This window comes from Pseudoalteromonas sp. P1-8 (assembly GCF_001399985.1).
GTDB lineage: Bacteria > Pseudomonadota > Gammaproteobacteria > Enterobacterales > Alteromonadaceae > Pseudoalteromonas.
Genome location: NZ_LJSO01000001.1, coordinates 64,856 through 91,134 on the forward strand (window position 1 = coordinate 64,856; position 26,279 = coordinate 91,134).

Below are 26,279 nucleotides of genomic sequence, written 5' to 3' on the forward strand. Positions count from 1 at the left end.
GTGATAAATTAGTAACAATTTCATTATCTCAACCGAATAACTAAAAAGCGAATGAAAAAAAGTTCATTTAAACCGTTTAAAAACACACAGGTAAAACATGGATAGTATATATCGTTTCAATGCCCAGCTTGCATCTGGTGAAAACTTTAGCCTTGAATCGTTACAAGGAAAAACAGCGCTTATCGTCAATATTGCCAGCAAATGTAATTTTTCAGTGCAAATGGCAAGCCTTGAAAAGTTGTATCAAGAATATAAACAGCAAGGTTTTACCGTACTGGGTTTTGCCTGCAATCAATTTGGCCACAATGAGCCACTTGATGGCAATGAGCTTAAAGCCTTTTATCAGCAGCACTTTGATGTCAGTTTTCCTATTTTTAACAAGGTGTTAGTCAACGGCCCAGACGCCCACCCGTTATTTAATTATTTAAAGTGTCATACCCGTGGAATTGCACAAAACCGCGCAATTAAATGGAATTTCACCAAATTTCTTATAAACTCAGAGGGTCAACTCGTTGCGCGATATGCCCCGCGCACCAAACCCGAAACCCTCAAAATGGTGATAGAGAGTAATTTAAATGATGAAACTGGCTTTATTCAGTGCGCAAAAGTATGAGCAACCGTTTTTTGAAAGGAATCTAACTGAATACGCTGAGTCTGTTTCGCTCAGTTATTTTGAGCAATCCTTAAACAGCAATACCACGCCCCTTTGCCAAGGTTTCGATGCAGTGTGCGTGTTTGTAAACGATACGGTCGATAAACACGTCATTGCAGATATGGCGGCTGTTGGCATTAAAGCAATCTTATTACGCTGTGCAGGCTTCAATAATGTAGACCTTGATGCTGCCAAAGAGCATAACATCAAGGTTTGCCGCGTCCCTGCATATAGCCCAGAAGCAGTAGCAGAGCATTGTATTGCCCTTATGCTAACGCTCAACCGAAAAACCCATAAAGCCTTTAACCGCGTACGTGAAGGTAACTTTGATTTAAACGGTTTACTTGGTTTTAATCTGTTTAAAAAAACTATTGGGATTATAGGCTGCGGCAAAATCGGTTTAGCGCTGGTAAATATATTAAATGGCTTTGGAGCTAAGGTACTCGTTTGCGACCCAATGGCTGGTGAAGGCCCTTATACCCTGTGCGATTTAGACACTTTACTCACACAAAGTGATGTCATCTCATTGCACTGCCCGCTCAACGAGCATACTCATCATTTAATTGATGCTAGCGCATTTGAGAAAATGAAAGATGGTGTCATGCTGATTAACACCTCTCGTGGTGCACTTCTTGATAGCCAAGCATGTATTCAGGCGCTTAAGTCTAAAAAGCTCGGACACCTAGGGCTTGATGTGTATGAGCAAGAGTCAGAGTTATTCTTTAAAGATCACCGTGAAGAAATCATGCAAGACGATATTTTTTCACGTCTTATTAGCTTTCCAAATGTGTTAGTGACAGGCCACCAAGGCTTCTTCACCCAAGAAGCACTTAGCGAAATAGCCTGCACCACATTACAAAGTGCTAATGAGATAAGCCAAGGCTTACCATTAACTAACGAAGTTATTTAAAGCAAGCGCCCCTTAAATTAAAAAGGCGTGAGGTTTAACCCCACGCCTTTTACTTTTTGTCTTTTCACTTAAAACTAGCAACTCAAATCTCTATTTCAACAACGCCACGTTCACAAAAACCGCCGTCATTAATAACGGGCAGACAAAGCGAATGTACTGGGCAAACCAATAATGAGGACCGCTCGATACTTGATGCAATTTATTACCACGCTGCCATAACCAGCCAACAGTAATGAAATAGAACAGTCCCATTAAAGGTAATTGGTACTGTGTAAGCACCATAATGACTAAACCAAATAACCAGTCAAAGTTTAAGATAATCAGTGATGAGGCAATAAACACGATTAACGTTACAAATAAGGTTGCTTTTTTGCGCTCTACACTGTGATTCTCAACTAAAAATGCTACTGGAATTTCGGTCGATGAGATGGTTGATGTCACTGAGGCAATCGACATTAATACAAAAAATAATAAGCCAACGAGTAAACCCATTTGGCCCATCGTGCTAAACAGTTCAGGTAAAATTGCAAAAATTAACTGCCCTTCACCGACCAATTTACCGCCGCTAAATACCTCTACACCGTTGTGTTGAGCAACAAAAATAGCCGGAATAATCAATAAACCCGCTAAAAAGGCTACACCGGTATCAAGCAATGCCACAGTACCAGTTAATTTAGGCAGGTTGGCATCTGGCTTTAAATAAGAGCCGTAAACCATCATACAACCAACACCTAACGACAATGAAAAGAACGCTTGTCCCATTGCCGCAATAATTAAGTTTGCATCAAAAATTTGACTAAAATCTGGCACTAAATAGGCTGCAAAGCCATCCATCGCACCATCTAGGGTGGCGATATAAGCAATTAACGCCACTAATAACACTAGCAATAATGGCATTAAGCGGCGTGACCAAGTTTCGATACCTGATTTAACGCCTTTTAAAATAATACTCGCGGTAAGAATAAGCATCAGTGGCGTAAACACAAAATTACGTGCCATAGAGTCACTGTGTAAAAAGTTACTTAACTCAGTAAAACCAAAGAAGCTTGCGACTGGCTCGAGCGCATAAGCGAGCATCCACCCGGCAACTATCGAATAAAAGCTCAGCATTACAACCGCACCAAAGAGGCCAATATAACCAGCTGCTGCCCCCACTTTAGGCGCTGTGTCTTGCCATGCGTTAGATAATGCTTTTACTGGATTCGCTTGCGCTTGGTGGCCTAAATACAGCTCAGTATACAGAGCCGGAAGCGCTAATAAGAAGATAACAATGAAGTAAACGAGTAAAAATGCACCGCCGCCATGGTTTGCCGCTTGTGTTGGAAAGCCCCAAATATTACCTAAACCTACCGCCGCACCAGAAGCTGCTAAAACGAAACCTAATCGACTTTGAAAGCCGTCACGAACTTGTGCCATACATCTACAAATCTGTTATTATTTTTCATCATTAAACCATAATTACAGTCAACTGCGTAAACTATTTGCGTTTGTTCATGCCTATAAATGTGCATCTGCTGTAAAAATGAACAAAACTAAATACGAGCCTTCGTGTAAGCGTTAAACCATGAGCAGTGACTACTTTTCGAATACTCTTATCATCGAGCAGCAAAGCCAAATAACGGTCAAAAAAATTATGCTGATGGATGCAACACATATTGATGTTGCAAGTTTACCCCTTGATAAATTACTCAGTGAGTTTGAATTAAGCGTACTTGAAAAACGCAAAGTTCCTAGCGCCAAGCAAGAGTACTTAGCGACTCGCCTAACGTTAAAGTATTTGTATCAACATGCTTACCCTAGTGATGATTTAGCTCTCAATGAAATATCAAGCCAATTTAATGACAAAGACAGTAAGCTCAAATTACACACAAAACGCAGAGAACCTGTGTGGGCCTGTTTATCACATTCGAATGGTTTAATTGGCGCAGCCCTTAACCCCGAACAGCAGCGATTTGGTTTTGATATTGAACAAAGCAGTAAGCCTCGCCCTTTTATCAAACTCGCAAAGCATTTTTATCATCAAGATGAAGTTGACTTAATTAGCCGTTTTGACGCTCCCGATGAACAGGCACAGTGCTTTTTTAGAATTTGGACATTAAAAGAAGCGCTTGCCAAAGCAAGTGCTCAGCCAATTGCGAAACTACTTGCTCCTAATGTATTTGAAGAATTGAGCAAACATAATTTCAGCGCGAGTAGTAACTCTGTTGAAGGCTTTGATATAAGTGTTGTGGCACAAAAAAGCACTGACTGGCAGTGCTCTTTTATTAATTTTAACGACTTACGCCGCGACTTGGCTTTCTAATAGTCGGCTGTGAATAGCCTGCACGACTTCATCTGACTCACTTTGCTCAACTAAGAAGCACAGGTTATGTTTACTTGCACCGTGGCAAATTAAACGAATATTAAAATCACTCAATACCTGCATTAAGTTCATTTCTTGCTGACGTAATTGAATTTCAGAACCAATTAAAGCCACCAGCGTTAAGTTATTCTCAACCGACACATGACAAAACTCAGAAAGCTTATCTAAACAAGCTTGATCAAGCTCAGGGCGTGATGCATTTGGCGCGTTATCTAAAGTGATTGCAACACTGATCTCGGAGGTAGTAACCAAATCAACCGAAATATTAAACTCACTTAAAATGGTGAATACACGGGCTAAGAAACCACTCGCTAGGAGCATTTCTGGGCTTTTAACCGTTAACAGAATTTGATTTTTACGCTGTGTTACGGCACGAATACCTGGTTGCTGAGATTTTTCTTTTTCAATCCATGTACCACCTAACTGTGGTTCACGGCTTGAACCAACAAACACACTAATATGGCTACGGCTTGCAGGTAAAATGGTTGCCGGGTGCAGTACTTTTGCACCAAACGTTGCCATTTCTGCCGCTTCATCAAAGCTTAAGCGTGCAATTGGGCTTGCTTTAGCGCATAAACGCGGATCAGTACTGAAAATACCCACAACATCGGTCCAAATATGCACGCTTTTTGCGTTAATTGCTTCAGCTAGTAATGCAGCACTGTAATCTGAACCACCACGCCCTAAAGTGGTCGTTTGATTGTGCTCATTGCTTCCAATAAAACCTTGAGTTACCACAACATGGTCATCAAGTAATGGCACTAAATGTTCTTTAGCAGCCGCAGCGGTTGCTGCAACATTTGGGGTAGCTTTAGCAAATTGGCTATCTGTTTTTAGCACTTTACGTACATCAAAACGCACCGCATCAAGACCTTGACCGCGTAATACTTGAGTAAATAAATACGATGACAAACGCTCGCCAAAGCTAAGTAGTTCATCTTGATCTGCTACTGACTTAGCCCCGTCTGATGCTAGCTTTTGAAAAGCCTTAAGCGTTTCATTAAAGCCATGTGCTAAATCAGCATCCAGTGACAGCTCTGCCAAAATTGCTTCTTGAATGGCTACCACACCAGTAATATGTTCATCACGCTCAGCCGCGCTCAAATCAGCTTTACACAATGCAACTAAATGGTTTGTCACGCCTGCACTGGCACTCACAGCAACAATACGTACTTGATTATCAGCACAAATGATTTCAGCGCAGCGGCTCATAGCATCAAAGTTAGCTACACTGGTGCCACCAAATTTTGCAACAACGTAATCTGATTTTGTGTTGGCGGCTAATTGGGTATTCATGTCGTCTCCTTTTGTGGAAAACTATCCACAGTAATTCAAGAAGAACTCGGCAAGGGGGTGCTTTGAAAATAAAGAGTAGTCCATGCCAGAAGCTCTCCACCTAGTTTGGTGACAGTTTTGAGGATTCAGCCCCATAAACCGAAAAATAACCGTGACGTCCGGTTAATTTTCTCGGCGAGTACTTCCCTCATTAATGGTCATCGGCGTTCGTCACCTCACATTAATTACCTAAGTATCGCACCTCTTCTGAATGTTAAGTTAACACCTGGTTAAAATAACAAAGCCTGCTGTTAAAAGCAGGCTTCGAAAGTTAACGTTTAGACGTCTAGCTGTCAAGTTGTTTTATGAAATTAAACTGCCCGCTAAGTGCGAACCGTAATAACCAACGGTATAAGCAATTAATAAATAAACCGACATTTTAAGATAGCTCATAAAGGTCAGTGCCTTAACCTTACTCATGGCAATAATACCTGCCGCAGAGCCGATAATAAGCATTGAGCCACCTACCCCAGTTGCGTAAGTAAACGACAGCCATTGCTGAGGACTCATCACAATATCAGCTTTTAAAAGTGCTGCAGTTAGAGGTACGTTATCTACCGCCGCTGATAATAGCCCCATCAAGTAGTTGGCATATTCCGGTGCCATCAACTCATATAAGTGAGTAAATTTAGCAAGCATACCAACTTCTTTTAATGCGCCAACCAGCAATAACACACCAACGAAGAACAATAAGGTGTCGTATTCAATTTCACGAATATAATCGATGATTTTTTTGTTAACGTCTTTTTTGCGCATTAAGAATTGCGCAACCAAAAACATCAGAGATAAACCAAATAAAAAAGTTAATAACGGCGGCACACTATAAAGCACACTCAAAGTTAACGTAGCAATAATCGTCGAGAAGAAGATAACCGCAATGGTAATATCTGTCTTTTCGATACGACGGGCTGCTTGTTTTTCAAACACAACATTACCCGACATACCCACCGACAACATCGCCGCGAGCAGTGCAACACTTGTCAGTGCAGGGGCAATTAATAATAGTAGATTAGCAATCGTGACTTTTTCGTCTAAGAAAATCATCAGGGTTGTAACATCACCCGTGATCAACGACACCCCACCCGAATTAACACTAAATACAATTAAGGTCGCATATTTTATTAATTTTTTAGGATCTAACTTAAGTGACATCACCACCGCAAGCGAGATTAAAGTTGCAGTTATGTTGTCTGATATTGATGAAAATAGAAACGCAAACCCACCAATCAGAAACATCAGCTTTCGTTCACTGATTTGATTTGGCATAATTTTATGAACAATATTCTGGATAAAACCTTTAGAGTTTAAATACGCTACAAAGGTCATCGCAGCCATTAAGAACAGCCACAAAGTCGCGATTTCTAATATGTTGTGATCCAGTTGATGTTGTATTGTTTCTGGGCTTTGCCCATGAATTGGAGAGATAAATAAGATAATCCAGCATAAAGTGCCAAAAAAAAGCGTCGTTTTGGCCTTGTTTACATGGATAATATCCTCTATAACGATAAGCAAAAATGCCACCGCTATCAGGGTTAGGATAAGTGGGGTTACCATGGTGTTTGAACAACCTTTATAATAATGTAAAAATTGTAAGTCGAGTGTTTCGGCGCGGATTCTAGCAGCATAGAAAGCATAAAACTATTCTCAATTACATAATTTAATACTAATCGCTAACACCAAAGTCTGAATTTACTGGAGCCTTATGATCCCAGCTAAAAAGTTATTAAATACCCTTACTGAACATTGGGGGGTGTTAGAACTGCTATTTAAACGTTTTAAGATGGCTGATTTCAGCTTGAAAGACGTACAAAATGCGATAAAACAAAAACAACCTTCATGGTCAAATGAACGCATTTATAAAGAGACAAATCGTTTATTGAATCAAGATATTATCATTCCACTGGCAAAATCATCGCAGTTAGAAATCAACCGCGCGATCGCCGATTTTGCGACTTTCTTGCTACAAGAAGAACACTTAGGTCTTGCCCAAGAAATTAGTGTGCTTGTTGATGATTTAGCTCGCCTTGGTAATCGCCTTGCTAAAGCCGGTGAAATTGAAGATTACGACGAGCTTCGCCGCTTCAGCCGTATTATGGATGATCGGGTACGCAAAATAATGAAATTATTTGCCCACAATGAAAACGCAATTTTAAATATTGTTGAGCAAGCGAAAGCTGATAACGCGGTGCAATCACTGCAAAAACGCTATCAGGCTGTAATTGAAGCGTTCGATGAATACATCGAGCCTATGCTTGAAATGGTGGATATTCGAGGTGACTTCCACGCTTGCTTTAATACCATCGAAGCACAAATTAGCGCGCAAATAGAGCAAATTGACCGCCTTGGTAAGTCATATCAAGACAAGCGCATGCTTGAACAATTACGTACCCGTATTTTAGAAATGCATTTAGTTGGCCGTGAAAGCTTACGTAAAAGCGCCGATATGCTGATGCCGCTACGTGAAGAGTTACGTCGCAACAACCTAATTACTCGCCAAGCGGCTAAAGTGCTTGGTTTAGTGCGTAAAAATGGCGTCGATAACATGTTAAGTGCAGTACAGCCTAACTTTGTCTCAGACGCACAACGTTTTTCACTTGGTCAGCAACGTCATATCGTGGCTTATATGGCAGGCTTAGTTGACTTTGAGCACGATGAATATCAGCTTCCTGAACATGATGATGTGCCCGCCTATCAAAGCCCGCATATTCCTGATTACAACGACGTTAAAACACAATTTAGAAAACGCTTTAAAAAAGCCAGCAAAAAAGCTCAGCCGCTGCTTAGTTTCTTAGATGAAAGCTACCCAGACTTAGAAGCTGACGAAATGCTGTTCTTGTATCAAAAATTGATTAGCGATGGCGACCTTGAAATCAGCCAAAGCCAAGAGAAAGTAAAAATAAAAATTGCCCAGCAACACTTCTCTCTTTACCCATTTAACTCATCGATTGCTGACGATAAAAAAGCAACAGAGCAATAACCATGACAGATATTAATTTAGATGATTTAACGCATCTGCAAGCTATTAATAAAAAGCTCACATCAGGCTACCACATTAGCGAACAAGACACGCTGATGTGGCAAGAGCTTGACCAACACATTGATGCTTATCGCGCGTTATTTAACGCCCTTGGCCATGACCTACAACATGATAGCCGTGGCTTTTACTATTTTGGCAGCGACGAAAGCACCCCAAACATGGGGAAAATTTCGCGTGCCATCGCACTGACTATCTACATCTTAATTGAGCACTATGCCAATACCGGTAAAGATCCAATGCGTGCTTTGTTTGACGAAGTAAACGACCTTGAACTGATGCAAACCTTAGTGCAAATCAACAAGCACCTGTTTGATCAATTAGAAATCTTCTCAGGCTCAGATTTACGTAAAGACGTTTATCTACGTATGGTACGTTTAGGTCTTGCTCGCGAAGTAGAAAACGGCTTTATGCTGCAAGCACCTATTTATCGTTATATCGATGCATTAATGGAAGTAAACGAAGAAACCTACCTAGGAGATGACGACTAATGCAAAGCCAAAGCCTATACGGACTCAGCAAACTTGCGCTTTTAAATACCGCAGGCTATGCAAAATGCGTGATCCCACTGGATAAAAGTAGCTCTATTTGTGCACCGAATAATACCGGTAAAAGCTCGGTAATTAATGCCCTGCAATTTCCACTGATTAATGATTTGCGCTTAACAGAATGGGATGGCCACGATTTAGACGAAACCCGAAAATTCTACTTTTCGTCAGATCAATCCTATATTTTACTCGAAGCTGACCTGCCTAATGGCCCTGTGGTGATTGGTGTTGCCGGCCTTGGTAAAATTGCCGGTTACGCGCATCAGTTTTTTTGCTACCAAGGTAAGTTGAACCTTGATCACTACACTCAAGGCAAAACCATTGTAAAATTCACCAAGCTTTTTAATCACTTAAAAGAGCAAGGTTTTAATCCAATTGAATTAAAAGCGCAGGAGCTAAACGCCCTACTCACTGGCGGCGCAACACCGTTTGATGGCGATATCAACTTAAAGATGATCCCCCTCAATAACGTGCAAGACTCCGCGATTTACAAAGAAATTTTCCGCCGTATTCTTAACTTGCATAAGTTAGGTGCCAGTGATGTTAAACGCTTTATGCTACGTGTATTTGAGCGTCATATGTCAAACTCACGGGTCGACTTTTATGAAGTGTGGCGACGTTCATTCGATAAAGTGAATCACGCTAAACGTGAATTAAAAGCCCTTGAGTCAATGCAAGAGCCTATCGCAGCCCTTGAATCTATGCTTGAAAACCAAACGGTTTTAAAAGGCAAACTTGCTGCCTATGCGCCAAAAATTGACCAAGCACTGATTGACTTTGAAACCTATCAACAAGAGCAACTCGCTGAGCTAAATATTGCACTTGAGGATATCGAACACGAAAAGCACGAGTTCGACCAAAAGCAGCAGCTGTATATTCAGCAATCCCGTGATATTGAACGTAAACAAACTCAAATTGAACAGTGGTTTTTAGACTATCGAGCGCTTAAATCTGAGTTTGAACTAGTTAACAAAGCCACTTTAAAAGTAAGCCTTACTCAGCTTAAACAAGATTATGAATCGTTATCGCATTCATTAAGCAGTGCTCAAGGTCAAAGCTTACACACACTAGATTACCGTATCAGCGAAACACAAAAGCAAATTAAGAGCTTAAAACTGCAGTTAAAGAACCTCGAGTTTAATTTGTTCACTCGTATGCGTGAAGATTTGTCTTTAAAAGAAGTTGAAGAAATTTCGCGTATTTTAAACCCAGATATCTTATCGTTTGCCACCACCAGCAATGGTGATGTTGATATAACAGACGAAGATGCTTTTGGTGAGTTTTTAGAGCAGTTATCAGCTAACGTGAAAGGCGGTGTACTGACTCTTCCTGGCGCAACTATTAAACTTAAAAAGCTAAGCCCAGTGCAAATGCAAACGGGCGAAAATAAAGAGCAATTAACCGCGCAACTCGCTGCTCTTGAAAACTCACTGAAAGAGTTTAAACAACAGCGCGAAGTCGCTGCTAATGTGGCCGAAAAGCAAAAAGAAAAAGATGCCTTATATGATGAGCTAATGGCTTCAGAAGAAGCATTAAAACGCTTTGAACAATTTGAAGTGATGCAGCAATCTGTCGATGCACAAACTCTGCTAAAAGAGCAGTTAAATGCAGAACGCGAACAAGTTGACGACTATCTGCAAGACATTCAAAAAAATAGTGGCTCAATCAGCGATCGTCGCTCAATTATCAAGTCGAAAAAAGATCTGCTTGCCCGCCAAGCTGACCGTTTGCGTCAAGTTAAATCTGAACGTATCGATCACACGCTTGACTTTTACTCAGGCAAAGTCACTCCATACATGATTGAAATCAATATTGATTTTGATAACTTAAGTGACCTCATTCATCACTTTAACAAAGACTGCCAAGAGCTACGTAACTTTGATATCAACGTACGTAACACCTACATGCATATTTACAATGCGGGTATTACTAAATTTGATAACGAAAACGATGAGTTTACTAAATACGAAAAGCTCATCAGCGCGTTTCATAACATCGATAACGAGCGCGATGCGGTTGAACGTCAAGGCCGAGTTGCGTTAACCGAAGTAGCCGCCACTATTAAGGGCTTGCGTGAAGACTTAGACCGCCTACGCCGCGAAATGAACAGCTTTAATAAAGGCATTAGTCAGCACCGTATCTCTAACCTTCAAGCATTCAAAATTAATGTTATTCCGCGCAAGATGTTGGTTGATAGCATTGATACCATTATTAGTACCTCAAATCAGTTTGAGCAAGGCGATACCCTAGACCTATTAAGCCAAGAGCCTTATAGCGAATCTGCGGTAAACGAAGCGAAAGATCATTTGATTAAGCTTGCCTCAGAAAAAGCCGGTTTAACACTGACCGACTTATTTGATATTCGTTTTGAAGTAGTAAACCGTGCTGGTGAAACTGAGCACTTCGAAAAAATTGACTCAGCTGGTTCTAACGGTACGCGTATTACCATTAAGCTACTTTGCGGCATGCTGTTTATTCGTTACTTATTAAGCGACCAAGAACAAAACTTGTATCGTATTCCGATTTATATCGATGAAGCTGCCGATATCGACCCACAAAACCAAAAAGCAATTATCGAAACCGCTCTTAGCTTTGGCTTTGTGCCGATTTTTGCCTCAGTTAAACCACAAGTTAGCTGTGATTACATCGTCCCTATTCGTACTGTTAAAGATGGTGCACAAAACTGGGTGGATGAAAAAGACTGGATAGATGTGGAACACACTGTTTAATTACAAAAATTAATCATTGATTCAGTCAAGGATGACTATGTTTACAAACTATTACAGTACTTTTTTGTAAATGTGCCATAGTTTTTAAATAATCATTCAGTTGAGTATTATTTGTGTTATGTTATCAATCAAGTAGTGGAAATTTTGCCAAGGAGCAAACAATATGAAGAACTTATTAATCGCAACGGCTGTATTATTTTTAGCGGCTTGTGCTAAAACGCCTGATTGGGATTACGACAAATCAGCAGATTTTAGTAATTATAAAACCTTCTCTTGGGTACCTAATGCCAGCTTGACTAAAAACGTAGCGAACTACCAAATTAGCCCTTTAATGGAAAAACGTGTTCGTGACGCTGTAAATGCTGAACTTGAAAAAAGCGGTATGAAGCTAGTTGATTTAGCACAAGCAGATGTACTGATTAACTATCATGCCTCTGTTGATACTAAAATTGATGTAGATACCTTCAACGTAGGTTACGGCGCACGCTGGAATTACTGGGGTATGGGTTATAACACGCAAACAACCACTCGCGAATATGAAGTGGGTACGTTAATTCTAGACGTGGTAGACCGTGCTTCTAACCAATTAGTTTGGCGTGGTGCTAAAGAAGGTCGTTTGCAAAAGAACCAATCACCTGAAAAGCGCACTGAAGTTATCAAAGAGACTGTTGCTAACATTCTAAGTAACTTCCCACCGCAATCAATTAATCAAAACTAAACACTGTTTTAGTTAAAAGACCGCGCAATTAGCGCGGTTTTTTATTGCCTGTTTAAATCTGGTTGGAGTGGTATAACTCAGTGATTCAGATACAATACCCGCAATTTTCAGTGCGCCTAACTAGCCCACTACCCCAGATTAAACAAAATCAAGAGAGTTTTAGATGGTACGCGCAGTACAGCTTACACTTCCCGCATTATTCGTCACTTGCTCAGTGCTAGCAGAAGACACCAACAATATTGAACAAATCACCGTTGAAGTTTCAGCAACCGCAAATAAAGAACCTGTAGGTACTTTTGATGCGCCAGTATCAAACTTAGAATATGACCCGCGTGTCGATTTGCAATCGCGCAATATGGCTGAAGCACAAGCTGATGTAACCATTCGTGGTGGTATTTTCGAAAATACTGGCTTTCGTGTTGGTAGCAGTACATTATTTGACCCTCAATCTGGTCACTACTTTGCTGAAATTCCAATTGCGCCGCAGATGCTAACAGGCCCTTCAGTGCTTACAGGTGCTGATAATGCCCTTTATGGTATGAATAGCTCGGTTGGTACGGTTTCATTTGGCTGGCGCCCTATCACAAGTACTGGCAGCGTTTCTCTTGGCACAGGTACGAATGGCTTTAATTTACAAAGCATTCATGCTGCCCATAGCCAAAAGCTTGATAGCAAACCTGATTGGCGATTAGGTTTTGAAGGGGAATACTCTCACTCAAAAAGTGATGGCTCAATTGATAATGGCGACCACGACTTCGAACGTGCCTCAGCGCGTATTCAACTCGCAAGCTCTACCTCACAAACTGATTTAATGTTCGGACGCCAAGAGAAGTTTTTTGGTTGGCCAAACCTTTATACGCCATTTAACTTTAACGAAACAGAAGATCTTGAAACCAAGCTTTTCATGCTCAATCACAAGCAAATGTATGGTAAGAGCAATAGCCTTGAAGTGACTGGTTATTATCGTAAACATAACGACCATTACGTTTTGTCTCGTGAAAACCCAGCTATTTTTGAAGCGTTTCACGAAACCACGGTTAAGTCATTGGCACTCTCTGGACGCCACCGTTTAAATGACCACTATGCAATTAATTATGCTGGCCAATTTATTGCTGATGAAATTGAATCAACGTCTCTTGAAAACAACTTTACATCACGCAATTACACCAAGCTAAGTATCTTGCCTGAGTACAAGACAGCTCTTACAGCGAACAAAGAGCTTACTTTACGTGTTGGTGCTGCATTTGATGATACGAACCGTGATAGCTCAGATACCTCATTTATTGCCGATGCCAGCCTTAAAGTAGCTAATCAAAATGGCAGTGAACATACTTGGTATGCGTCATACGCAGAAGCATCACAAGTTCCCGGTTATACCGCCATCGGCGGCAGTGAAACGGGCGGATTATTCAGAAGTAACTACAGCCTTGAGCGCGAAACCACCGATAACCTTGAATTAGGTTTACTGATTGAACAGTCTTCATGGCGTTTAGATTCAGCTATTTTCTACCGTAAAGATAAAAACCTTACGGATTGGACATATCGCTTTGATGCAACCTCTGCACGTTTTGCAAACCCGGTTGATATAGACACCTTAGGCGTTGAGTTTTTAGCGAATAAAACGTTCGAAAGCACTGAGTTAATTGCCAGCTACACCTATTTAGAAAAGTCAGAAGACTATGGCACGGCAGATATTGATGCGAGCTTTTATGCGCTTAACTACCCTGATCACCGTGTAACACTGGGTGCAGTATGGCAACCAATGGATGTGCTTGAGCTACGTATCGATAACGAATGGCGTAAACAACACAGTAACCGCCTACGTAGCTCTGATGATGAAGCCTTCTTCACGCAGTTAACGCTAAAATTCACCCCAGCCCAGCTTGATAATGTATTTGTAACCTTTGCAGCTGACAACATTTGGGATGAATCATTCGAAGAAGTACCGGGTACCCCAGGCCGCGGCGAACAATATACTCTTAGCGCTACCTATACGTGGTAAGCAAAAACAATAATGCCAGTCAATTGACTGGCATTTTTTCGTTGAGGACTATTAATTATTTCATAATAATCTGTTTCACTTCATTTAGTTGCGAGCACTCAGATTGATGACATTCTCGTGTCGCGTTATCTTCTAAAACCTTTAAAACATCATAGCCAAAATTATTTTTAAGAGACGTATCTGCGCCTTGTTCAATTAGTAATTTCATCGCAGTGTAGTTACTCAATATAGCAGCATAAATTAATGGTGTTGAGTCTGTGCCATCCTTAACATCTAGTTTTGGAGAAAATCTAAGTAAAGTTCTTAGATGCTCTATTCTATCTGGCCCTAATACTTCAAAAATTAAATGTCGTCTTGCAGACACTCTGAAACTGTTCGGGTTGCCGCCCTTTTGAAGTAACACATTTAAAAAGTCAGAGTCGAGATTACTCGTGGCTAGGCTTAAAACACTACTCGATTGATTAATTTGATAATTTGGATCAGCCCCGGCTGCTAGCGCTTTTAAAAACTGGTCTTTATTATTTGATTTTAATGCATCAACGAGTTGTTGATTAGTATGCAATTGCGTTTCTGAGCTGTGATCAAGTTTGACTTGCAGTGGTATTGCATAAGTAAATGAGCTTGCTAAGAGTAAATAGATAATTACATGTTTTTTCATAGTTAATTTTGCAAGTATTGTTGGTTGTATTCTAAAACAGACAAGTCGTTCTTTATTATTTTTAAATACCATGAAGAAAACTTAAGCTATAAAACACAACTGATCCCAGCAACCGTTAAAAAGTGTTAATGGTTTAATCTTTTTAAGTCATCTGCTCAAGTTCAGTAATTAAATACAGTGCTTGTTCGTTAGTGGTGCCACACACATCAATCGTGGCAGAAAAGTCACTACACACCTTAGGCCTTGATTCATCACCAAATAATTTACATAGGTTATTATCATCAAGTTGAATACAGCGCTCTCCCGCTGCTTTGCCGTTGGGCATTCCTGGGATCGGTGAGCTAATACTGGGTGCAATACAACAGGCGCCACAGCCTAATCTACATGCCATTTTATCTGTCATTGAGTACCTCTTATAGAACCTTTGTAGCGCCTTTGTAATATGTGTAATGGTTTGTTACATCTTCAAACGCCTTGTAAACACTTTATTGCGTATGCTTAGCCTATCAAATTTATTTTTAATTACCGTCAACCGTGAGGGACTATCCCGTGGCTAGTAAAAAACAAATCATTCTCCCTATCGCCGTATTAGTCGGCGGACTTGGAATGGCATTCGCATTTGCCTCTATGAAGCAACCGCCAGTCGAAAAACCAGAACAAGATCTGCGCCCGCTTGTATCAATTAAACCGTTAAGCTTTGACGCCATTACCCTTGATGTAAAATCATACGGTATTGTTAAACCTAAACACCAAACTGAACTTGTTGCGCAAGTGAGTGGTCAGGTTGTGTCGTTATCAGATCAATTTGTACAAGGTGGATTTGTTAAGCAAGGCGACATTCTAGCACGTATTGACCCAAATGATTACGAAGCGGCACTCATTGAAGCTGAAGCCGGTTTGGCACAAGCAAGCTCTGCACTCGAGATTGAACGTGCACAGGTGTCAGTTGCGCAAGCTGAGTGGGACCGCATCAAAGGTGACTCAAACCAAGTTATTCCATCTGAGCTTTATTTACGTAAACCACAACTTGCTGAAAAACTTGCAAGTTACCGTGCAGCGCAAGCGAGTGTAAAACGAGCTAAACGTAATCTTGAACGTACATATATTAAAGCACCATACGACGCGATTATTGACGAGCGTCTAATTAGTTTAGGCAGTGTAGTAAACCCTGGTAACAGCTTTGGTAGTCTGAGCTCAACGTCACTGGCCGAAATTCGTTTACCTGTTGCTGATAAAGATCTGCAATACCTAAATAACCAAGGAATTGGTGCAAGCGTATCAATTAATGCTGAATTTGCAGGTAAACAAACAACCTGGCAAGCAACTATCGTACGTAGCGAAGGAGTTGTAGACCAACGTAGCCGCATGAATTACTTAGTAGCACAAGTAGCAACGCCTTATGAGCAAAAGCAGCCATTACGTTTTGGCTCATACATTAATGCCACTATCGAAGGCCGTGCGCTGTATAATGCGATTGTTGTTCCGCACCATTTAGTTAAAGACAAAAAAGTCGCTGTTTTACAAGATGGCGAAACGCTTACCTTTAAAACACTTAACATCGTTCGCGAACAAAATGGCATGGTGATCGCCGATAATGGCCTTGCTAATGGTGAGCAACTTATTACCTCGGCACTTGAATACCCAACTGAAGGCATGGCGGTCAAGCTAGATGACGCAAAACTGAGTGTGCCAACAACGCAGTTAGCGTTAAAAGAGGAATAAGCCATGACCACGCACAGAGAAAAAGGGCTTATTGCCTGGTTTGCTCGCAACCCAGTAGCAGCAAACTTACTTATGATTTTCATTTTAGTGGGAGGCTTATTGACAGCAATGTCGGTGCGTAAGCAAATGTTCCCACAATTTGAAAGTAACTGGATCAGTATTCAAGCTGTTTATCCGGGGGCTGCGCCGCAAGAGGTAGAAGAAGGCATCACCATTAAGGTCGAAGAGTCATTAGAAGGTCTCGAAGGCATTAAACGTTTAATTACCTATTCGAACCGTGGTTTTTCACAAGCTTGGATAGAAATCGAAGAAAAGTACGATCCACAAGAAGTACTCGATGAAATCAAGATGCAGGTTGATTCAATCAATACCTTCCCTGCAGAGATGGAACGCCCAATTGTTCGCCGTGAAAAGTTTGAGCAAGAAGTGATGATACTCGCGCTGTATGGCGATATGAGTAACTACCAGCTCAAAGAACTTGGTAACGACATAAAAGATGAGCTACAAGCTTTACCACAAATTAACTTGGTCAACTTTTACAGTGGCTTAAACTACGAAATTGGCATTGAAATCAGCCCAGATAAACTACGTGAGTATGGTTTAACTTTCCGTGATATTGCCACAGCCGTTCGCAGCTTTTCTGCCAATATGTCTGCAGGTCAAATTCGCTCTGAAAATGGCTACATTTCGATGCGTGTTGAAAATCAAGCGTATCGTGGTAAAGAGTTCGAAAATCTGCCTTTATTACACTTACCAGATGGTGCACAAGTTTTCTTAGGTGATGTAGCAACAATTAATGACGGCTTTGAAGAAGGCTTACAATACTCTAAGTACAACGGTAAAAACTCACTAACTTTTGAAGTAAATGCGTCGAAAGATCAAGACATCACTAAAGTTGCTGCGGTATTAAAAAAATATCTAGCAGATAAAGCACCACAGTTACCAGCAGGCGTAAAGCTATCACCGATTGTTGATTTAACTTACTACCTTGAAGGTCGTCTAAACATGATGATCGACAACATGATTTGGGGTGGTATTTTAGTGATGGTGGTACTGGCGCTATTTTTACCACTACGCTTAGCGTTTTGGGTAATGATGGGCTTACCTGTGTCATTCCTAGGTGCATTTTTAATGATGCCACTGGGCTTTATTGATATCACTGTTAACTTAGCTTCTTTATTCGCATTTATACTGGTGCTCGGGATAGTCGTTGATGATGCTATCGTCGTCGGTGAGTCTGCCAGTGCTGAAATTGAAAAACACGGTCACAGCCTAGATAACGTAGTGCGCGGCGTAAAACGCGTTGCTATTCCTGCAACCTTTGGGGTGTTAACCACAATTGCCGCATTCTTACCACAAACATTGGCATCAGGACCTGGCTCTGCGTTTTCTAAAGCCATTGGTGGTGTAATTATCCTATGTTTAATTTTTTCATTAATTGAGTCAAAACTAATTTTACCGGCTCACTTAGCAGCCATGAAAAATAAACCTGCGAACCCTAAAAATCCATTACACCGCTTACGTATAGGTATGGATAATGGCCTCAAGAACTTTGTTGATAATTACTACACACCATTTATTGGTCGCTGTATTCATTACCGTTACACCGTGATTGTTGGCTTTATCTGTGTGCTTATTGTTAGTGGCGGTATGTTCGCTGGTGGCTTAGTGAAATTTGTTGCGAATCCTAAAATTCCACATGATTTCCCGCGTATCTCAGTTGAAATGAATTTATCTTCTTCTGAGCAAGCAACCCTTGAGACAGCGCAAACCATTGAAAAGCTGATTTTAGATGTCGATAAACAACTTGAAGAGCAATATGGTCAAGCGATGATCCGCGACTTATCGGTTAGTTTACGTGGTCGTACAAGTGCACGCATTATGGCGATTTTGGTCGAACCGGACTTACGCCCTATTGATACTTTCCAGTTAAGTGCAATGTGGCGCGAACAAATGCCACCACTGCCAGGTGTGAAAACGCTGAATATTGAAGACAGTATCATGAATGGCGGCCGTGATGACGGTGATGTTAGCTTTCGCTTAGAAGGCAAAGATATCAATAAGCTCAAAGAAGTGGCTGCAAAGTTAAAAGAAAAGCTAAATAGCATGCAAGGCGTAGGTGATGTAAATGACTCGCTCCAATCTGCAACTGACGAGGTTCAACTTGAACTTAAACCGCTTGCTTACAGCTTAGGGTTAACCCTTTCAGATGTGGCATCACAAGTTAGCTTTAGCTACTACGGTTTAGAAGCACAACGTATTTTACGTGACGGTGAAGAGATTAAAGTGATGATCCGCTACCCTCGTGAATCGCGAAACGCAGTAAGTGACATCACAGATGCACGTATCATTACACCAACGGGTGTTGAAGTACCGCTTGCTGAAGTTGCTAAAGTCAACATTGTGGATGGTGTAAACCGTATTCGTCGTGAAAACGCTAAACGTACTGTAAACGTTTGGGCTGCGGTTAACACAGACCAAGCTGAACCATTTGCCATTGCAAAAGAAATTCGTGACGAATACTTACCTAGCCTACTGAAAAGCTACCCTGGTGTAGAAAGTAATGTGGCAGGTCGTATTCAAGAAGAAATGGACAGTGTGGCAGAACAAGTACGTGATTTTGCTTTATCAATGATGATTATCTTTGCGTTACTTGCTATTCCACTACGTTCGTACTCACAGCCATTTATCATCATGTCGGTTATTCCATTTGGTGTCATTGGTGCAATGTTCGGTCATATGATTTTAGGTATGACAATGAGCAGCTTGTCAGTATTTGGTATTATCGCGGTTGCAGGTGTGGTCGTAAACGACTCGCTAGTGATGGTCGACTTTGTCAATAAAGCTCGCGCTGAAGGTATAGCAATCAAAGAGGCTGTAATGCAAGCCGGTGCGCGTCGTTTTAGAGCAATATTACTGACCTCAATAACGACCTTTATTGGTGTATTACCAATCATTATGGAAACAAGCTTACAAGCAAAAATCGTTATCCCAATGGCTGTATCTCTAGCATTCGGGGTGTTATTTGCAACGGTCATTACGCTTATTTTAATCCCTTGCCAGTACGTCGCCTTAGAAGACTTTAAACGCTTAATTGGCAAGCTAAGAGGTAAAAAAGCAGAGCCAGAAGCAAAATTACAAACAACCAGTAATTAAACCCCTCTCAAAATCCCAACCGAACGCTTGGCAATAAATTTGCCAAGCGTTTTTTATTTAAAAAGATGTTCCTATAAATCGTATTGTTTTGCTAAGCTTAAATGAGCAAAAAAGAAACAATTCATCAAATTACTAAATACGTTATAAGGACATAGCTATGAAAATTCTACGCTACACAGCTTTGGTTAGTTGTTTATCCATTTGTATGCCTGTGCTGGCCGAAAACCAATACTTACAACAACAGCTTGAGCCTATTCTGATTGGTGAGTCTCACAGTATAGAAGGACAACAAATCCACTCCCCAGAAATGACCGTTGCTACTTATAAAGCAAATAGTTTTGAACGAGTGTGGGACAACGTAAAATATGCCAAGCAAGCGCTCAACTTAATTGCGCAAGCAGAACTTGAAGGGCTATCTCCTAACGACTATCACTTTGATACATTAATGGCGCTAGCCAGCGAAATAGATAAACGCGGAGCAGATGCCGTCGAAGCACAGTTTGATGTTCTAATGACTGATGCCGTGATGACCTATGCAAAACACTTAATTCGCGGAAAAGTAAACCCTAAACAACTAGCAGCCACATGGAACTATGAACAGTTTGATGTCAGCCCAGATGCTGCAGCGGCCTCATTACTTAAACATGTAAAATCAAAAAGCCTTGAAAAGGGGCTTGAAAACCTCAAGCCTGTTTTACCTCATTATAAGCGCTTAAAAGACGCCCTCGTGTTTTATCGAGAGCTTGATGCCACTGGCGAGTTACCTGACTTCGCACTGCAAAATAAAGCATTAAAACCCGGGCAATCAGCCCCAGCAGTGCCGCTTTTAAGACAAAAGTTAAAACGACTAAAGTATTTTGACGGCAGTAACAGTGATGCCACTGATTATAACGATGAGCTAGTCGCAGCAGTTAAACGCTTTCAAAATGCCCATCAAGTTGCTGATGATGGTGTGATTGGCAATGCAACGTTAAAACTACTCAACAAAGATTACAGTGAGTATGTTAATGATATTTTAGTAAACCTAGAGCGCATTCGTTGGGTTGATAACACGCTAACAGATCGCTTCTTAGTGGTAAATATCGCAGGCTATTTGCTGTATTTGTTTGAAGACAACAAATTGAAATGGCAAACCAATGTAGTTGTAGGCAGAAACTACACCAAAACCCCAATATTTAAAGGGCAAATGAGCTATATCGTGATGAATCCGACGTGGACAGTACCGCGGAGTATTTCAGGTGGCATCATTAAAAAAATGAAAGAAAACCCAAACTACTTAAACGAGAAAGACTTTGTTGTGGTTGATAGTCGCCGTAACCCAGTTGATAGCGAGAGTATTGATTGGCCGAATGCTAGCCGCAAAAACTTCCCGTATTGGTTTGTACAACAGCCATCAGAGAATAATTCATTAGGGCAAATCAAGTTTATGTTCCCTAATAAATACTCAATCTATTTGCACGATACCCCTGCAAAAAGTTTATTCCAGCAAGACCAACGTGCATTTAGCCACGGCTGTGTAAGAGTTGATGATCCATTCACCTTAGCTGAGAAAATATTAGAAACCTCGGATAATTGGAGCCGTAGTGAAATTGATGACGCCATTGCTGCAAAAGAAACTAAAAAAGTCAGCTTATCAAAACCGCTAGACGTACTTTTAATGTATTGGACCGTTGCGGGTAACGACGAAGGCCTACAATTTTATACCGACGTTTATAATCGCGATGGCGCGTTATTAAAAGCACTCACCACACCATTAGCAAACAATACAATTTAGAGGTCACTATGTATTTCAGCCGTATTATTTTTAGTGTGTGCTTAGCGTTAACTACATGCTCTGTTGCTGCCATTGAATTAACTGATTCGCTGCACAGCCTTGTACTTGATGCAAAACAAGTTCTAACACTTGATAACACGGCTGATTTTGCTCCAACTGCAGTATCAGATGTTGAGACTGAGCGATTAGGGCCAAATAGCATTGCCGTTTATGCCCCAGAAAATGCAGGGTTTTATAGCCTAGTACTGAGTAACAACAAAACGAGAAAACGCTTACTCGTTATAGTGAAAAAACCATTCAATGCTAACAATAAGCAATTGAATAATTATCAAATAGGCCTCTACCCTGCCCCTTATAAAGGCTATACACAATACAGTGCGCCAAACGGGTTTATAGAAATTTTTGAGAAAGACTTATCACGCCAGCTGACTCCTCATGTGCAAGTTAAAAACGTAATTTGTAAGCAATTGAGTGGCTTTCCAAAGTATCTTTATGTCAACAACGATGGCTTGATGATGCTCGAAGATCTGCTCAGGTTTGTACAAAATGAAGGGATTAAAGTCAGTAAATTTGCCTTTATCAGCGGCTATAGAACACCCCATTACAATCGCTCAATTGGTAATGGCAAACACAGCCGACACCAATACGGCGATGCCTTTGACCTATATATAGACGAAGATGGTGATGGCCGAATGGACGATTTAAACGGCGATGGCAAACTAACGGTTGCTGATGTTGATGTGCTTTATAAAGTGTTTGAAAAGTTCCAAAAACAGAGCCGCTATAATGGCGGTATTGGCCGTTATAAACCCGCCTCCCACCACGGTGGTTTTGTTCACATAGATAACCGTGGATTTACCGCTAGGTGGTAATTGCAAGCTACATATATTCCTTGTTTAAATATTATCCAATTGCATTATTACTGCTTGATTGGTAAGTTGTTGTGTGTAGTGAAAAAATCTCAGTAAAAGCGTGATTAAAGGCAGTGGTATTGATGAAACACAACTTGATTTAATCGCCCTACTGAACGGCAAACAATCAGCTAATAGAACCACACTCTATGTCAGTAACGTTGACCCAATAAGCTCCGCTGGTTATTGGCAAGCACTTCACAATAAGAGTGTATCCATAGTGCATTATAGTAATTTAGACCACACCAGAATGGTAAGCCTTATTAATCAAGCTATGCGCAATGAGGTTTTACATCGATTAATGTAACCAACAAATAACAAGGACAGCAATGAACATATTCTTTAATAAGCTAAGGTTGCTTGTAGTTTTTTATTTAGTCGCAATTTCAAGCCTCGCACATAGCCAAAACATGCAAGCAGAGATGGCTGACTTTATTAGTGGCTTTCATAACTTTAAGCAGTTTAATGGCAATGTATTAGTTGCTAAGGATGGAAAAGTACTGTTTGAACAAAGCGTTGGCTATGCCAACTTTGAATGGGATATAAGACATAGTAATAAAAGTAAATTTAGAATTGGTTCAATTACCAAACAATTTACCGCCATGTTAATTCTGCAATTGGCACAAGATGGAAAACTTAAACTCGATGATCACCTTGCAACATACCTCCCTGATTACAGAAAAGATATAGCCACTAAAATTACCCTTCGCCAAATACTTAATCACACCTCTGGTCTTGGAAATTATACTCAGGCAAAATCTTTTCGTGATGAGTACAGCCGAAACCCTTACAGTGTTGATGAATTTATTCGCTTGCTATGTAGTGATGATCTAGTGTTCGAGCCTGGCACTGAATTTCGTTATAGCAACTCTGGCTATTTTATTTTGGGTGCGGTAATCGAAAAGGTAACAGGTCAAAAATATCAAGATGTATTACAGAAGAATATTTTAGATCCACTCGATATGAAGGATACAGGCTATGATTCTCACAATAAAATCATTAAATTTCGCGTATCGGGTTATGACAATGGCCTAGGAGGTTATAGCAATACTGATTATTTAGATATGTCTATCCCATATGCAGCAGGATCAATGTACTCAACAGCACGGGATTTACTAAAATGGGATCAAGCTCTCTACACGGATAAGTTATTGAACAAAGAGTATAAGAAACAGATGTATCAAGTTTCTGAGCAAAGAAATTATGCGCTTGGTTGGGAAGTTACAAACCTTGATAAAAGCACCTACGGAAAACCGCTAACCCGTATTCAACATGGCGGTGGCATCAATGGTTTTAATGCGTTTATAAGTAGAATAATCGAAGACAAATTACTGGTTATTATTTTAAATAACACTGGTGGTGCGCCACTCACCCCCATGACTAATGGCTTACTTGCAATCTACTATGGCAAACCCTACGAAAAAGCGACAGAGCATGTAGATAGTAAACTTTATAACGTATTTAAACGTGAAGGTATTGCAGGGTTAAAGAATACCTATCAGCAAATGGTGAGTGAGGGTAATACGCCTAGAGAAAGGTCGCTAAACTACTTTGGCTATGAATTAATGCAAATGGATGAGCTAGGCGCCGCAATCACGGTGTTTGAACTCAATAATCAATCTTATCCAGAATCAGCAAATACATTTGACAGTTTAGGTGAAGCATATTTAGCAGCAGGTGATAAACAAAAAGCATTAGCAAGTTACAAAAGTGCGTTAAAACTTAATCCTGACAGTGAAAGTGCTAAGCAAGCGATTGAGAAATTACAATAAATATAGGCCACAAAAGTGGCCTCACTTTTTGACTTACAGCTCAAAGCATAAAGCTTTTAACAAGCCTGTTTTTGCGTTGCTTGGATATAAGCAACTAAATCTTCAATCGATACAACGGGCATATTGTGCTCACAGGCAAACTTGCTAACTTCAGGCAAGCGAGCCATTGAACCATCTGGATTCGTTAATTCGCAAATAACACCAAACGGTGTTAAACCCGCTAACTGCATTAAATCAACCGATGCCTCAGTATGGCCACGACGGACTAATACACCACCCGTTTGTGCACGCAGTCCAAACACATGCCCTGGGCGAGATAAATCTTCAGGCTTTGCATTGTCTGCTGTTGCCGCTTTAATGGTGGTTACACGATCAGCTGCTGAAACGCCAGTTGTCACGCCCGTTTTAGCTTCAATGGTCACTGTATACGCTGTTTTGTTCTGACTGGTGTTATGCTCAACCATTTGTGGTAAATCAAGCTGTTTAACACGCTCATCGCCCATGCAAAGACACACAATACCGCTGCCTTCACGGATCATCATGGCCATTTGCTCTGTGGTCAGGTGCTGTGCTGAATACACAAAATCACCTTCGTTTTCACGGTTTTCGTCATCTACTACAAGCACGCCTTCACCCTGCTGCAAAGCAGCAATGGCACGTTCAACGCGTTCAAGTGGTTCGCCAAATTGGCTGAGTAAAGAAGACTGAATCATCATTTTTAATACCTATTAAATTAAATATGAAAAGATTCAGGACATTGAAAGGCACAGCAAAAAAGACCACCCGCAGGCAGCCAATTACTGTTTTATAGATTTTCTACATCATCTTTCTCTTTCATCCGGACTATCACCGTCGGCTCTGGCCTCTCACCAGATCTGCTGACCTTTAACCAAAGTTAAAGCGCTCGCGGGCTCACTTTATTTCAAAGTATACCGCCGGTGGGGAATTTCACCCCGCCCTGAGAATGTTGCTTAATCAATAAGATGAATAAGCCAAGCTATTCTATACCTAAAGTAATTAGTTATCGAGTACCCGCTTATCTAATATGCCTTTTTCAATCAGTTGATTGAGTATCGCCTTGGTTTTTTCTCGGCATATATCACGCACTAGACGAACCGCGGGTGTAATAGATTGTCGACTTGGGCATATTAGCCAAAGCTCTGCACATAAGTGAGGATAATTTTGCATGACTGGCACTACCCGCCCACTTAGTAAATCATCACTAATATCAATGCAAGATTTAACCGCTAGGCCTTTACCAGCAACACACCAACGCCTTACCAAATCGCCATCATTAGATGCTCTACGGCCTTGCATTTTCACTTTAAAACGCTCGGTTCCATCGGTAAATTCCCAGACATTATTTATGATATCTTGCAGTTGATAAAATAGGCCTTGATGCTGATTTAATTCATCGGGATGTGTCGGCGCGCCATGTTCGGCAATGTACTCTGGGGTTGCACATAACAGCCGCGGAACATTACAAATTTTAAAGCCATATAAATTTGAGTCGGATGGCGAGCCATACCTAAGTGCAAAATCAACGGAGTCTCGGTAAAAGTCGACATTACTATCGCTAATATGCGGGCGCATACTCAGCTTTGGATACTCATCAAGTAACTCATCTAACCATGGGATAATGATGTTGCGGCCTAAGTCTGAAGATAATGCGACTCTAAGCTCCCCATCAATTTCATCATGCTCACCTTTTAAGGCAAGTGTGGCTTGGTCTAGCATGAGCACTGCTTGCTGACACTGAGGTAAAAAGCGCTCCCCAGCCGCAGATAACCGCAAATGACGAGTTGTACGAACAAATAACTCAGCACCCAGCGCTGCTTCAACACGCTTAATAGCAGCGCTGGCGGTAGCGGCTCGCATGTCTAATTTGGCTGCTGCGGTTGTAATACTACGAAACTCAGCAACCTTGAGGATTAATTTGAGATCTTCAACCAACATATTAACTAAAAATTTTTGATAATGTTTATTCGATTATGCG

General features: G+C 40.9%; 21 protein-coding genes and 2 riboswitches. Of the genes, 14 read left to right on the plus strand and 7 right to left on the minus strand.

Annotation, left to right across the window (positions count from 1 at the left end; genetic code table 11):
• Positions 1-97 precede the first annotated feature (97 nt).
• Both AN213_RS00255 and AN213_RS00260 read left to right on the plus strand, forming a co-directional pair.
• A complete protein-coding gene (locus AN213_RS00255; RefSeq protein ID WP_055196770.1) occupies positions 98-613 on the plus strand; it encodes a glutathione peroxidase in 516 nt (171 codons plus the stop codon).
• Positions 579-1,562, plus strand: a complete 984-nt coding sequence (locus tag AN213_RS00260) for a 2-hydroxyacid dehydrogenase (RefSeq protein WP_054561682.1) — start codon at positions 579-581, stop codon at positions 1,560-1,562. The genes AN213_RS00255 and AN213_RS00260 overlap by 35 nt, the downstream gene beginning before the upstream one ends.
• Positions 1,563-1,652: 90 nt before the next feature.
• Here AN213_RS00260 and AN213_RS00265 read toward each other — a convergent pair whose 3' ends face one another.
• A complete protein-coding gene (locus AN213_RS00265; RefSeq protein ID WP_055196773.1) occupies positions 1,653-2,978 on the minus strand; it encodes a sodium-dependent transporter in 1,326 nt (441 codons plus the stop codon).
• A gap of 148 nt (positions 2,979-3,126) precedes the next feature.
• Between AN213_RS00265 and AN213_RS00270 the strand changes: the two genes are divergently transcribed.
• On the plus strand, positions 3,127-3,864 hold the full coding sequence (locus AN213_RS00270) for a 4'-phosphopantetheinyl transferase superfamily protein (protein ID WP_055196775.1): 738 nt from the start codon (positions 3,127-3,129) through the stop codon (positions 3,862-3,864).
• Here AN213_RS00270 and lysC read toward each other — a convergent pair.
• Positions 3,841-5,220: a lysine-sensitive aspartokinase 3 gene (gene lysC / locus AN213_RS00275; RefSeq protein ID WP_055020817.1), complete on the minus strand. Its 1,380-nt coding sequence runs from the start codon at positions 5,218-5,220 to the stop codon at positions 3,841-3,843. The two genes, AN213_RS00270 and lysC, sit on opposite strands and share 24 nt — an antisense overlap.
• An 81-nt stretch (positions 5,221-5,301) precedes the next feature.
• Positions 5,302-5,474, minus strand: a riboswitch (Lysine riboswitch).
• Positions 5,475-5,562: 88 nt separating this feature from the next.
• Entirely contained in the window at positions 5,563-6,813 is a 1,251-nt protein-coding gene (nhaD, locus tag AN213_RS00280; RefSeq protein WP_054551492.1) for a sodium:proton antiporter NhaD, read from the minus strand.
• Between the two features lie 148 nt (positions 6,814-6,961).
• Between nhaD and AN213_RS00285 the strand changes: the two genes are divergently transcribed.
• From AN213_RS00285 to AN213_RS00305, 5 genes are all read left to right on the plus strand, one after another.
• Positions 6,962-8,236 (plus strand): hypothetical protein, encoded by a 1,275-nt coding sequence (locus AN213_RS00285; protein WP_055196777.1) that lies wholly within the window; start codon positions 6,962-6,964, stop codon positions 8,234-8,236.
• Between the two features lie 2 nt (positions 8,237-8,238).
• A complete protein-coding gene (locus AN213_RS00290; RefSeq protein WP_054561687.1) occupies positions 8,239-8,784 on the plus strand; it encodes a condensin complex protein MksE in 546 nt (181 codons plus the stop codon).
• Positions 8,784-11,570, plus strand: coding sequence for a hypothetical protein (locus tag AN213_RS00295; RefSeq protein WP_055196778.1), 2,787 nt, complete (start codon positions 8,784-8,786; stop codon positions 11,568-11,570). Before AN213_RS00290 ends, AN213_RS00295 begins: the two co-directional genes overlap by 1 nt.
• A gap of 163 nt (positions 11,571-11,733) precedes the next feature.
• Complete coding sequence (locus tag AN213_RS00300) at positions 11,734-12,288, plus strand: DUF4136 domain-containing protein (RefSeq protein WP_054561689.1); 555 nt, start codon at positions 11,734-11,736, stop codon at positions 12,286-12,288.
• A gap of 163 nt (positions 12,289-12,451) precedes the next feature.
• Complete coding sequence (locus AN213_RS00305; protein ID WP_055196782.1) at positions 12,452-14,290, plus strand: TonB-dependent siderophore receptor; 1,839 nt, start codon at positions 12,452-12,454, stop codon at positions 14,288-14,290.
• A gap of 55 nt (positions 14,291-14,345) precedes the next feature.
• On the opposite strand, the gene AN213_RS00310 is transcribed toward AN213_RS00305, so the two are convergent.
• Positions 14,346-15,020 carry an ankyrin repeat domain-containing protein gene (locus AN213_RS00310; protein ID WP_150114690.1) on the minus strand — a complete coding sequence of 225 codons (675 nt, stop codon included), beginning with the start codon at positions 15,018-15,020 and terminating at the stop codon, positions 14,346-14,348.
• 70 nt (positions 15,021-15,090) lie between these two features.
• Positions 15,091-15,339 carry a YkgJ family cysteine cluster protein gene (locus tag AN213_RS00315; protein WP_054562006.1) on the minus strand — a complete coding sequence of 83 codons (249 nt, stop codon included), beginning with the start codon at positions 15,337-15,339 and terminating at the stop codon, positions 15,091-15,093.
• A gap of 158 nt (positions 15,340-15,497) precedes the next feature.
• Between AN213_RS00315 and AN213_RS00320 the strand changes: the two genes are divergently transcribed.
• The 6 genes from AN213_RS00320 to AN213_RS00345 all read left to right on the plus strand — a co-directional run bounded on the left by AN213_RS00320 (position 15,498) and on the right by AN213_RS00345 (position 24,283).
• Positions 15,498-16,670, plus strand: a complete 1,173-nt coding sequence (locus AN213_RS00320) for an efflux RND transporter periplasmic adaptor subunit (protein WP_054561692.1) — start codon at positions 15,498-15,500, stop codon at positions 16,668-16,670.
• 3 nt (positions 16,671-16,673) lie between these two features.
• Complete coding sequence (locus AN213_RS00325) at positions 16,674-19,826, plus strand: efflux RND transporter permease subunit (RefSeq protein ID WP_055196784.1); 3,153 nt, start codon at positions 16,674-16,676, stop codon at positions 19,824-19,826.
• A 157-nt stretch (positions 19,827-19,983) separates the two neighbouring features.
• Entirely contained in the window at positions 19,984-21,600 is a 1,617-nt protein-coding gene (locus AN213_RS00330) for a murein L,D-transpeptidase (RefSeq protein WP_055196787.1), read from the plus strand.
• An 8-nt stretch (positions 21,601-21,608) separates the two neighbouring features.
• Positions 21,609-22,472 (plus strand): D-Ala-D-Ala carboxypeptidase family metallohydrolase, encoded by an 864-nt coding sequence (locus AN213_RS00335; protein ID WP_055196788.1) that lies wholly within the window; start codon positions 21,609-21,611, stop codon positions 22,470-22,472.
• Between the two features lie 100 nt (positions 22,473-22,572).
• A complete protein-coding gene (locus tag AN213_RS00340; RefSeq protein ID WP_055196791.1) occupies positions 22,573-22,818 on the plus strand; it encodes a hypothetical protein in 246 nt (81 codons plus the stop codon).
• Positions 22,819-22,840: 22 nt separating this feature from the next.
• On the plus strand, positions 22,841-24,283 hold the full coding sequence (locus AN213_RS00345) for a serine hydrolase domain-containing protein (protein ID WP_055196793.1): 1,443 nt from the start codon (positions 22,841-22,843) through the stop codon (positions 24,281-24,283).
• A gap of 56 nt (positions 24,284-24,339) precedes the next feature.
• Here the strand turns inward: AN213_RS00345 and ribB are convergent, their stop codons facing one another.
• On the minus strand, positions 24,340-24,993 hold the full coding sequence (gene ribB, locus AN213_RS00350; RefSeq protein ID WP_095209697.1) for a 3,4-dihydroxy-2-butanone-4-phosphate synthase: 654 nt from the start codon (positions 24,991-24,993) through the stop codon (positions 24,340-24,342).
• A 112-nt stretch (positions 24,994-25,105) separates the two neighbouring features.
• A riboswitch (FMN riboswitch) is annotated at positions 25,106-25,253 on the minus strand.
• A gap of 47 nt (positions 25,254-25,300) precedes the next feature.
• Positions 25,301-26,239 carry a LysR family transcriptional regulator gene (locus AN213_RS00355; RefSeq protein ID WP_054561698.1) on the minus strand — a complete coding sequence of 313 codons (939 nt, stop codon included), beginning with the start codon at positions 26,237-26,239 and terminating at the stop codon, positions 25,301-25,303.
• Positions 26,240-26,279: the final 40 nt, after the last annotated feature.